This window comes from Aeromonas sp. PrichA-15 (assembly GCF_017939245.1).
Lineage (GTDB): Bacteria > Pseudomonadota > Gammaproteobacteria > Enterobacterales > Aeromonadaceae > Aeromonas > Aeromonas caviae.
This window is the reverse complement of the sequence record NZ_JAGKRH010000242.1, coordinates 1-5,629: the sequence shown is the minus strand read 5'-3', so window position 1 is coordinate 5,629 and position 5,629 is coordinate 1. Positions and strand designations below refer to the sequence as shown.

At 61.6% G+C, this 5,629-nt stretch carries 5 protein-coding genes and 2 pseudogenes; 6 read left to right on the top strand and 1 reads right to left on the bottom strand.

The window, feature by feature from the left end; all coding sequences use genetic code 11:
* The 6 genes and pseudogenes from J9889_RS20335 to J9889_RS20310 form a co-directional block, all read left to right on the top strand.
* The coding region (locus tag J9889_RS20335) for a transposase (protein ID WP_202904331.1) at window positions 1-82 on the top strand (82 nt) is incomplete at its 5' end.
* Between the two features lie 63 nt (window positions 83-145).
* Complete coding sequence (locus J9889_RS20330) at window positions 146-415, top strand: DUF3302 domain-containing protein (protein WP_041201542.1); 270 nt, start codon at window positions 146-148, stop codon at window positions 413-415.
* Window positions 416-425: 10 nt separating this feature from the next.
* A pseudogene (locus J9889_RS20325) lies at window positions 426-1,463 on the top strand (HlyD family secretion protein).
* Window positions 1,464-1,584: 121 nt separating this feature from the next.
* Window positions 1,585-3,345 (top strand): DEAD/DEAH box helicase, encoded by a 1,761-nt coding sequence (locus tag J9889_RS20320; RefSeq protein WP_053288525.1) that lies wholly within the window; start codon window positions 1,585-1,587, stop codon window positions 3,343-3,345.
* A gap of 87 nt (window positions 3,346-3,432) precedes the next feature.
* The gene (dacB, locus tag J9889_RS20315; RefSeq protein ID WP_042017206.1) at window positions 3,433-4,866 is read left to right on the top strand and encodes a D-alanyl-D-alanine carboxypeptidase/D-alanyl-D-alanine-endopeptidase; all 1,434 of its coding nucleotides are present in this window, start codon (window positions 3,433-3,435) and stop codon (window positions 4,864-4,866) included.
* Window positions 4,867-5,077: 211 nt separating this feature from the next.
* Window positions 5,078-5,335, top strand: coding sequence for a GrxA family glutaredoxin (locus J9889_RS20310; RefSeq protein WP_010674029.1), 258 nt, complete (start codon window positions 5,078-5,080; stop codon window positions 5,333-5,335).
* Between the two features lie 46 nt (window positions 5,336-5,381).
* On the opposite strand, the pseudogene J9889_RS20305 reads toward J9889_RS20310, so the two are convergent.
* Window positions 5,382-5,629, bottom strand: a pseudogene (locus J9889_RS20305) (IS4 family transposase); the annotation flags it as partial.

Here is a 5,629-nt window from a genome sequence, read left to right as displayed (position 1 = left end):
GTCACGCTCTTACTTTGCGGGCTCTTGCGGCGGAGCACCGTTGGAGGTGATCAAGCAATACATTCAAAACCAGCGGGGCTGACGCCCCGGCGAAATTCCCCTCCCACCTACGTCGGAGGGAGTCCCCTTTCGCATTTAAGATGGCATTATCGTCATTCACGATATTCCATATGAAATTGCCAAGCACCGTAATCACCCCCACCAGGACGCCATTCACGTGGCAGGCTGGGTCAGCCTGTTCACCCTGCACGTGCTCTGGCCCTTCCTCTGGATCTGGGCCACGATTTATCGCCCCGATCGCGGCTGGGGCTTCTCGCAACGCCTACAACATGACGAGACAGAGATCAGCGCACTCAAAGAGGAGCTGGCAGCACTGCAGGCTCGCATGACCACGCTCGAACAGACCGACAAATAGGTAACGCCCCATGGACCTGCTACTTATTCTCACCTATACAGCCCTCTGCATAGGTATTTTCAAGATCTTCAAGATCCCGCTCAACAAGTGGACCGTGCCGACCGCCGTACTGGGTGGCGTCATCATCATCGGCACACTCATCATGCTGATGAACTACAACCCCCCCTATTCCGAGCTGGCTCGCAACTATTATGTCTCCACCCCGGTCGTGCCCCTGGTCAAGGGGCGTGTCACCGACGTCCCGGTCAAGCCCAACCAGCCGGTCAAGAAAGGGGATGTGCTGTTTCGCATCGACGCTGAGCCCTTCCAGGAGAAGGTCGCCAGCCTGACGGCGCGCCTCGCCTCCAACACCGATTTTCTGAAGGCTCTGGACGCCCGCCTGCGATCCGCCAGCCTGGACAGGGATCGCGCCCAGGAGCTGATGCGACGGGGCATCGGTAAACAGCGCGACCTCGACGTCACCCAGGCCAACGTGGATGACATCGTCGCCCAAATTGATCAGCAGAAAGCGACCCTCAATGACCTGGGTGCCCAGCTCAACATCGCCAAGTACGATCTGGAGCAGACCGTGGTCTAGGCCCCGAGTGACGGTCATGTCGTACAACTGGCATTGCGCCCGGGCATGATTGCCGCCCCCTTCATGTTCCGCCCCGTGATGACCTTCATTCATGAAGATGCCAATGCCTATGTCGGCTGGTTCTGGCAGAACAGCATGCAGCGGCTCAAGGCGGGTGACGAGGCCGAAGTCGTGCTCGACGGCATCCCGGGTCGCATCTTCAAGGCCAAGGTGCAGTCCGTTATCCCGGCCATGGCACCGGGCAATATCCAGGCACAGGCGGGTCTTATCGATCAGACCTCGGCCCAGGTACCGGGTCGCCTGCCCATCGTGCTCGAGATCACCGATCCCGAGTGGGCAAACTACCAGGTGATCGCGGGTTCCAGCGGTCAGGCCGCCATCTATACCGAGCACTTCCACCACGTGGCCATCATGCGCAAGATCCTGATGCGCATGGGTAGCTGGCTCAACTACCTGTTCCCCTTCCACTGAGGTCCCTGACCTGCACGGGCCGGCATCCTGCCGGCCCGCTTCCAGTCAGCGCGAGCCCCCTCACTGCATTTTCCCCGCAAGATCCTTATAATGGCGCCACCTTGCGCCACAGCCGTTCCCCATGTTCGTTCTCAGACCCTATCAAACCGACGCCGTCAACGCCGTCATCAGCCACTTTCGCAAACACCCGGATCCCGCCGTGGTGGTACTGCCCACCGGGGCCGGCAAGAGTCTGGTGATCGCCGAACTGGCCCGCAAGGCGCGCGGCCGGGTGCTGGTGCTGGCCCACGTCAAGGAGCTGGTGGAGCAGAACCACGCCAAGTACGAGGCGTGGGGGCTCAAGGCCGACATCTTCGCCGCCGGGCTGGATCGCAAGGAGGCGAGCGCCCAGGTGGTGTTTGGCTCGGTGCAGTCGGTGGCGCGCAATCTGGATGCCTTCGACGGGGCGTTTTCGCTGCTCATCATCGACGAGTGCCACCGGGTCTCGCTCGATGACGACAGCCAATACCACCAGGTGATCGAGCATCTCAAGGCCGCCAACCCTGCCCTCAAGATCCTCGGGCTCACCGCCACCCCCTATCGGCTGGGGCTGGGCTGGATCTACCGGCGCCACTACCACGGCATGGTCAAGAGCCACGGCGAGCGGCTGTTCGGTGACTGCGTGTTCGAACTGCCCCTGCGCTTCATGGTGAAAAACGGCTATCTGACCCCGCCGCGCCTGGTGGACGCCCCCATCGTCCACTACGACTTCAGCAAGCTGGTGCCGCGGGAGAACGGCCTGTTCAGCGAGGCGCAGCTCAACGGCGAGATCAAGCGCCAGGAGCGGGTCACCCCCCATATCCTGAGCCAGGTGCTGGAGTATGCGGCCGACCGGCAGGGGGTGATGATCTTCGCCGCCACCGTCGAGCATGCCCGGGAAATTCATGGCCTGCTCGGTGCCAGAGGCCAGCAGGCCGCCCTCGTCACCGGCGAGACGCCGGGACCGGAGCGCGACGCTCTAATCAGTGCCTTCAAGGCGCGCGAGCTCAAGTTTCTGGTCAACGTAGCGGTGCTCACCACCGGTTTTGATGCCCCCCACGTCGACCTTATCGTGATGCTGCGTCCCACCGAATCGGTGTCGCTCTATCAGCAGATTGTGGGACGGGGCCTGCGCCTCTCACCCGGCAAGAGCGATTGCCTGGTGCTCGACTACGCAGGCAACAACTTCAACCTGTTTGCCCCCGAAGTGGGGGAGCCCAGGCCCCACGCCGGCACCGAGCCGGTTCAGGTGCCCTGCCCCGCCTGCGGCTTTGCCAACACCTTCTGGGGCAAGACCGACGAGGATGGCAAGGTGGTCGAACACTACGGCCGCCGCTGTCAGGGACTGTTTGAAGATGACGAGGGCAACCGCGAGGAGTGCGACTACCGCTTTCGCGCCAAGATCTGCCCCGGTTGCGGCGCTGAAAACGACATCGCCGCCCGTCGCTGCCAAAGCTGTGACCAGCTGCTGGTGGACCCTGACGACAAGCTCAAGGAAGCCCTCAATCTCAAGGACTGCATGGTGATCCGCTGCGCCGGTTTGACCCTGAGTGCCGGGCGCGGCAAGCAGGGGGAGCGGCTGGGGGTGACCTACCACGACGAGGATGGCCTGACCCTGACAGAGTACTTCCCCTTTCACTCCCGGGGTGCACAGCGCTTGTTTCAACAACGCTTTGTGCGTCATCATTGGCCCGCCCCGGGCCTGGAGCCCGAATTCACGACCCTGGCGAGCGTGATGCTCGCGGCAAACCAGTTCCGTCACCCGGATTTCGTCATCGCCCGCAAGTCGGGACGCTTCTGGCAGGTGAAGGAAAAAATATTCGATTACGAGGGGCGTTACCGGACTGCCAACGCCCCGGCCTGACCCCATGGCAGGCGATACCCGGCAGTCACCCGGTTTGATTATCGGGGCGGTTTCTGATGCCGCCCTTTCGTTCAGTTAGAGGATCCTATGCAGCGGCTGTTGATTGGTTTTTGTGCTCTCTTTTCTCTGGCGGTCCACGCCGCCCCGCTGACCCCGCCCAAGGGGGGCCAGTACGCCGTCATCGTACAGGGCAACAACGGGGTGGAATTTGCCCGTCACGCCGATGACATGATAGCCCCCGCCTCCACCATGAAGGTGCTCACCGCGCTCGCTGCACGCCTCGAACTCGGTGCCGACTTCCGCTTCGCCACCGACATCCAGGCCCAGCCCGGCGCCAAACAGGGCACCACCATCAACGGCGACATCTGGATCAACTTCGTCGGCGACCCGACCCTATCGCGCATGGATCTGGTTGCCCTGTTCAAACAGTTGGGCGTCACCCGCATTCAGGGCAACGTCTATGTCAACACCGGTGCCTACAACGGCTATGAGCGTGGCAACGGCTGGTCCTGGGGGGATCAGACCCTCTGCTTCGCCGCTCCCGTCTCCTCGGTCATCATCGACAAGAACTGCGCCTACGGCACCATCACCGCCACCCAGATTGGCAAGCCTGCGGTGGGCAACGTGGCCACCGGCGTGCCCATCGGCATCGGCGCCGACAACGTGGAGGTGATGAGCTATGGCGACATGGCGCGTCAGTTCTGCGCTCTGGAAGTAGACATGGCCAAGGGCAACTTCTACGAGCTCAAGGGCTGCATCACCCCGAACAAGGAGCCACAAGGGCTGCGCTTTGCCATCCATGACGTGGAGGCCTGGGGCTGGGACAACATCCGTTGGGCCATGAACCGCGCCGGGATCAGCCACGACGGCCTGCTGCGGGTCACCCATCAGGCCCCTGTCGGTGCCCAGACCCTGGCGACCCACTACTCTGTCTCCCTGCCGGTGATGCTCGCCAAGATGTTGAAAAAGTCCGACAACCTCTACGCCGATACCTTCCTCAAAACCGTGGGGCGTCACTACTACAACAAGCCGGGTAGCTATCGCAGCGGCACCATGGCGGTACGCGCCATCCTGACCAAGCACGGCATTGACCTTGGCAACGCCACCCTGGCCGACGGCTCCGGCCTCTCCGCCCACAATCTCATCAGCGCGCGCCAGATGTTGTCGGTGCTTAACTTCATCCAGAAGAACGATGCCGAGCTCGACTTCATCAAGCTGCTGCCAAGCTCCCAGGTGGACGGCACCCTGGCCTGGCGACGCAGCGTCACCGCTCCCATGATGAAGAACAAGGTGCACGCCAAGACCGGTACCATCACAGGTACCTCGAACCTCGCCGGTTTCATCGACACCGCCGGTGGCCAGCGCAAGGCCTTCGTGATGTTCCAGCGCGGTCTCTCCCAGGATCCGGCGACCCACGAGCGCTACCGCGCCAGCAAGGCGCCCTGGCCCTGGACCGTCTTCGAAAAAGGCGTGCTGGAGAGCATCTACCAGCAACAACCCATCCAGATCGTCGAGCAGTGATAGACGGGCTGCCTTGCCGGCAAGGCGGCCCGATTCCCCGGCCTTGGGGCGAAACAGGGACGCTGGCGCCATCATCAGCAGTGGGCGCAATCGGAGATGGCGAACGGAAGCATCGCTATTTTCAGCTTTGACTGACAGGGCGCCAGGGCTATGCTGTGCCCAGCCTCATCTCAATGGCCTTCTTCAACGGCTTGTTTAATGGAGAGAAAAGATGTTTGTAGAGATTTTTGGTCGTCCCGGTTGCCCCTATTGCGTGCGTGCCAAGCAGATTGCCGAGCAACTCACCGAGGAGCGCGATGACTTCGAGTTCCGCTACGTGGATATCAACGTGGCCGGGCTGACCAAGGACGATCTCGCCGCCAAGGCGGGCAAGCCGGTCACCACTGTGCCGCAGATCTTCCTGGATGAGCAGCACATCGGCGGCTGCACCGATTTTGAGGCCTACGCCAGAGCCAATCTGGGTCTGTAAGCCCCGACACCATGAAAAAAGGCGCCTCTGGCGTAATGCCAGTCAGTTAAGCCTGACTGGCATTGTTTTTACTAGGTTTTCTCGTCGCATACTTCTGTGGTTTGGCTTTGATGCACCTTGGGTAACTTCGTTCTCGGCGGACGGGTAGCTTGAACTGCTCTGCCTGTTTGTCCAACTCAGCGACACGCCCTGGAACCATGCCCGGTGACACAAACGGCAGGCAACTGAGTTCATGCAGCAGATACACCGATGCCATGTGAAAGCTCAACTGGCTGGCCGTATAGCCCTTTAAGC

What these genes read in the sequence shown, in the direction of transcription:
- dacB (WP_042017206.1), top strand. Translation starts at nt 3,433, where the DNA reads ATGCAGCGGCTGTTGATTGGTTTTTGTGCTCTCTTTTCTCTGGCGGTC.
- J9889_RS20310 (WP_010674029.1), top strand. Translation starts at nt 5,078, where the DNA reads ATGTTTGTAGAGATTTTTGGTCGTCCCGGTTGCCCCTATTGCGTGCGT.
- J9889_RS20320 (WP_053288525.1), top strand. Translation starts at nt 1,585, where the DNA reads ATGTTCGTTCTCAGACCCTATCAAACCGACGCCGTCAACGCCGTCATC.